4 protein-coding genes and 1 pseudogene are annotated in these 4,536 nt (G+C 47.2%); 2 read left to right on the top strand and 3 right to left on the bottom strand.

All coding sequences use genetic code 11. The features are described 5' to 3' along the window. Positions 1 to 900 (bottom strand): NFACT family protein (locus ACI32D_RS00255; protein ID WP_439774683.1); only part of this gene is annotated, 900 nt, incomplete at its 3' end. Positions 901 to 1,096: 196 nt separating this feature from the next. Here ACI32D_RS00255 and ACI32D_RS00250 point away from each other — a divergent pair. Both ACI32D_RS00250 and ACI32D_RS00245 read left to right on the top strand, forming a co-directional pair. Next, on the top strand, positions 1,097 to 1,978 hold the full coding sequence (locus ACI32D_RS00250) for a DegV family protein (protein WP_439774682.1): 882 nt from the start codon (positions 1,097 to 1,099) through the stop codon (positions 1,976 to 1,978). 54 nt (positions 1,979 to 2,032) lie between these two features. Further along, the gene (locus ACI32D_RS00245; RefSeq protein ID WP_439774681.1) at positions 2,033 to 3,106 is read left to right on the top strand and encodes a hypothetical protein; all 1,074 of its coding nucleotides are present in this window, start codon (positions 2,033 to 2,035) and stop codon (positions 3,104 to 3,106) included. A gap of 68 nt (positions 3,107 to 3,174) precedes the next feature. Here ACI32D_RS00245 and ACI32D_RS00240 read toward each other — a convergent pair whose 3' ends face one another. Both ACI32D_RS00240 and ACI32D_RS00235 read right to left on the bottom strand, forming a co-directional pair. Continuing rightward, complete coding sequence (locus ACI32D_RS00240; protein ID WP_439774680.1) at positions 3,175 to 4,086, bottom strand: EamA family transporter; 912 nt, start codon at positions 4,084 to 4,086, stop codon at positions 3,175 to 3,177. Positions 4,087 to 4,303: 217 nt separating this feature from the next. Then, positions 4,304 to 4,536, bottom strand: a pseudogene (locus ACI32D_RS00235) (3-phosphoglycerate dehydrogenase); the annotation flags it as partial.

The raw sequence follows: 4,536 nt of genomic DNA, 5'->3' as shown, positions 1-4,536 counted from the left end.
GAGCTTTTTGGTCTCATTAGTAACGACCTTGGTCACTTGCTGGGACCGCTGCTTGACCCAGTCCCGGTTGGCCTGGTAGGCGTAAAATTCATCTAAGGCTTCATTGAGATTGCTGGAGGAGCTTTCCTTGGTCATATCCAAATGATATGGCAGGTAAGGGTAGATCCGGCGCTTGTGCTTTGGCGTCAAGAGGACGTAGGCCTTAGGGGAGGAAAACTGGTTGTAGAAGGTCTTAAGAGAAGAGAAGGTGTAGTCGTCTTCCAGGTAGCCGGTAAGTTCTTGCCGGTCATCGCCGTCTAAACCATCCATTTGCTTGGCCAGGTCAGCTGGATTTGGGTAGTCTTTTTTCAAAGAAGAAAATTCAGATTCAGTTAAAGTAAATCCGTTGATGCCGGGAGTCAGCGGGGGCAGTTCGTACTTGGCCTTAGGCAAGAGCAGGCGGGCCCGGTTTTCGTCGGGGTTGATCCGCTTGAGCAAGTCGATGATCTTGCCGCTTTGCTTGTCGTAGAGGATGACGTTGCTGTGCCGGCCCATCAGTTCAACGGAGAGGACCAGCTGCATTTCATCACCGAGTTCGTTGCGGTTGCTGAAGGAAAAGTTGACGATCCGGCTGAGGCCAACCTGGCTGATTTCCTGGAGGACTGACCCTTCCAGGTATTTACGCAGGACCATGACGAAGAGAGGAGCCACGTTAGGGTTGGAGAAGGACTCCTTGCTCAGGTAGAGGCGGGGATATTCAGGATTAGCAGAAATTAAAAGCTGCTTGTTTTTGCGGTCCTTTCTGAAGACCAGGACCAAGTCGTTGTTAAAAGGCTGGTAGATCTTGTGTAAGCGGCCAGCAGTAATCTCATCTTGTAATTCATTAAGCAGGCTATGAATAAATAAGCCGTCAAAAGCCATTGAGCACACCTCATTCGTAAATTGAAAATCGTTCAGTTAATTATTTTAACATAAAGTGGTGGGGTTATCGGATATCATGATTGCTAGTTAAGCAGTTATTCTATACGCAAACAGGCATGATCAAGATTCTTCTAGTTTAGCTGGGGCAAGTATGCTATAATTTTCATGTTAAAACGTTAAATACGGAAGGTTAAATATGAAGATCGCATTAGTTACCGACAGTACGGCCAATTTGTCCGCGGCCGAAATTGAAAAGTATAATATCAAGGTCATTCCGATTCCGATTTACATCGATGGCAAGGAATACTTGGAAGGCATCAACATCACTTCTGAAGAACTTTTTGAATCGCAGCGGAATGGCTCCGGCTTCCCGACCACTTCCCAGCCGAAGATGGGGGACCTCATCACTACTTTTGACAAGTTCAGGGATGAGGGTTACGAGGCGATCATCTACCTTTGCCTCTCCAGCGGGATTTCAGGTTCCTACAGCACCTTGATGGGAATCGCGCAAAGCAACCCGGACTACCACCTGTACCCGTTTGACTCACAAATTACTGTCCGCCTGCAGGGCTACCAAGTTCTGGCAGCAGCCAAGATGATCGAAAAGGGCAGCTACAGTCCAGAAGAAATCATCGCCAAGCTGGCTGAAATCCGGTCAACCATCGACGAACTTTTTATTGTTGATGACTTGAACAACTTGAGCCGGGGCGGCCGGTTGAGCAACGCCAGCGCCTTTATCGGATCGCTTTTGAATATCAAGCCTTTGCTGACTTTTGACGAGAACGCCAAGATCGTGGCTTATGACAAGGTACGGTCAATGAAGCGGGCGGTTAAAAAGATCGAGCAAGAATCCCTGGAAAAGATCAGATCTTTGGACATCCCAGAAGACAAGCTGCGGATCTTGATCATCCAGTCAAACGATGCTGCCCAAGCTGAAGAAGTCATGAACTACTTCAAAGCTGAAGTGCCAAATGCCGTCTTTGAAATGGACGAATTCAGCCCGGTTATCGCGACTTACCTGGGCGAAAAATCACTCGGCATTACTTGGATGATTGACGTTGAACAGATGGAATTCTAGTTTTTAGAACTCAGAATTTGCCGTGTTCAGTGAAAGAAAAAGGAAATTTGGAAAATGAGGATCAAAAAATGGGCCGTTGTGGCCCTTTTTTGCGGCGTATTTTTGACGGGCTGCAGCAAGCAGACCGCGTCAAAAGAAACTAGCAATAATTCAAGCAAGACCAGTAAGGTAAGCAAGCCTAGCGCTAAAAAGGCCAGCAAGGCTTCGTCAAGTTCAGCTAAAGCAGTAAAACTTGACGCGGCAAAACTGACTCCGCAGGAAAGCGGCAGCTTGATTACGCTTTACTGTGCTGACCGCTTTGGCGGGGAATGGACTAATTTGCTTCAAGCAGGGCAGAATAGCTCTTTGACCATTACCCTGCACAAGACCAGCGACTATGAATTTAAGCAGCCGGGCAGCGGCTATGCTTATGAAGCCGCGGTATCTGGGCAAACAGGGACGACCTACTATACTCTCAGTGGAAGCACTTTTTACTTCTATCAAGGAGTAAAAGTAGCGGGCAGCGGCAGCTTTTTGGGCCAGGCCACTAAGCAGGAAATGGCTGACTATATCGGTAAAAAGGATCAGCTGGCTGAATTTAAGCAGCTGGCAAAGAAGGTCCAAATCGTCGACAAGTCTGGTCAAACTCAGCGCTTGTCTGATGGCCGGAGTGGCTACTTTACCATCCCTGCAGAAATGCAGGGGACCTGGTATTCTGTAAGCAGTGATGACGATGAGACAACACATGAAAAATACGTTTTTGGCCAGAGTACAATTTTTACTCAAGACGACAAGTATAACAATAAGGGGCACACTACTACCCTGTACACTCGGGCAGCTAATTATAAAGCACCAGATTATCCATCCGAAGAACAAATAAAAAAGGCAGAAGGCTGGGGCTTGCCGAAAATAATTCAGTATAAGGGAATTAACTATCTAAACGTAATGGGCTGGTATCAAGGCGCCGGTGATGGTGAATATTTCGCAGTGCACACTGAAAATATTGACGGAAATGATGTCCAAGTTTTGATATGTGCAGGCGGTGCTGGCATCTGGGTCGATAGAATTGCTTACCGCAGCCAGGCCATGGCTGAAAAGATGCAGGATCAACGATTTGATGATTTGAATTACTCTGATTCGGACAATTAAACATAACCGAAAATTAAAGCAAAACAGCGCCAGCAGGGAAATCTGCTGACGCTGTTATTTTCATCTGACTATTTTTCAACCCGGGCCTTGATTTTGCTGCGCGGGGTCCAATTAAGGGCAATGACGGCAAAAATGATCATCACAGATGCCGCGTAATCCATCATCTGCGGCTGAAAGTGAAAGACAATGATGGAGCCAATCATGGAGGCCATCGGTTCAAAGGCATCCATAAATGCGACCGTCATCCCCGAAATATGGCCTAAAGCATGGTTTTGCCAAAGGGTCGGGATAATAGTTCCCATAATGATGACGACTGACAAGTTGATATAGACAGTCGGTGAACTCGGTAGGCTGGGCCAGACTGGATGAATCGCCGTCAAAATCAAACCTGAGATAAGCAGGCCCCAGCCAGTAACCGAAATAGTCGACTGCCTGGTCACCAGGGCTTGTGGAAGCAAGCTGTTGGCCGCTGCCCCAATTGCTGACATGATACCAAAAAGCAGGGTGAGAGGCGCGATCCTAAGGTCGTGAATGTTGCCATGCGTTGATAAGAGAAAGACACCGCCAAAAGCCAGCAAGCTGGCCGCGACGTCAATCGGCCGCAAAGTTTCCTGCTTGGTCAAAGTCAGATAGGCCAAGACGAAGAAGGGACCGATAAACTGAATAACTGTCGCGATAGCCGCGTTAGCTTGAGCCACTACCAAAAAGAAGCAGTACTGGAAGGGCAAAACGCCGATAACGGCATAAGCCAGAAGCTGGACCGCGCTCTTTTTGTCTTTCCACACCTGCCAGGGATGCTTGCCGGTCAGCTGGGCTACAGTTAAAAGGATTACGCCTGAGCAGACCTGCCGCATTTGCGTTACCCAAATTGGCGTGATGCGGGGGTCAAAATTAAAGAGGCCCTTGGCAAAAAGACCGGAAATGCCCCATAGAATGCAGGCCGCGGCTGCCAGTCCTGCCCACTTGCTATTTGCTTTCATTTTTTACTTTCTTACTTTCTCTCTACTTCATAGCTGCCATTACTATTTTCTTATTTTTCAGAAAACAACCTTGTCCATTTTAACACACTGCTGGCAGGATCTTTTAACAAAGTCAAAAAAATACCCTGGAAATTGCAATAATCAACTTCCAGGGTTCATGTTAAAGGTAAATTCAGAGAATCAAAAGCTTAAAATTCAGTTATTTCTTACCTGCTTATTACTTGTGGGTCAGGAATCTGACACGAGTGACAGCAGGGATCTTTTCCAGGTTGGCTACCACTTCGTCTTGGGTAGCCTGGTCGATCTCATCAATGTCGATCATGGTGTAGGCGTACTTGTCCTTGGCCTTGTTGACCAGGTTTTCAATGTTGATGCCCTGGCCAGCAAGGTAAGTAGAAATTTGCCCGATCATGTTTGGAATGTTCTTGTGGATCAAAGTAATCCGGTGGT

Source organism: Lactobacillus sp., from assembly GCF_051873315.1.
GTDB lineage: Bacteria > Bacillota > Bacilli > Lactobacillales > Lactobacillaceae > Lactobacillus.
This window is presented reverse-complemented; position numbering and strand designations above follow the sequence as displayed.

Coding starts and splice junctions, on each gene's coding strand:
- ACI32D_RS00245 (WP_439774681.1), top strand. CDS start 2,033: ATGAGGATCAAAAAATGGGCCGTTGTGGCCCTTTTTTGCGGCGTATTT.
- ACI32D_RS00240 (WP_439774680.1), bottom strand. CDS start 4,086: ATGAAAGCAAATAGCAAGTGGGCAGGACTGGCAGCCGCGGCCTGCATT.
- ACI32D_RS00250 (WP_439774682.1), top strand. CDS start 1,097: ATGAAGATCGCATTAGTTACCGACAGTACGGCCAATTTGTCCGCGGCC.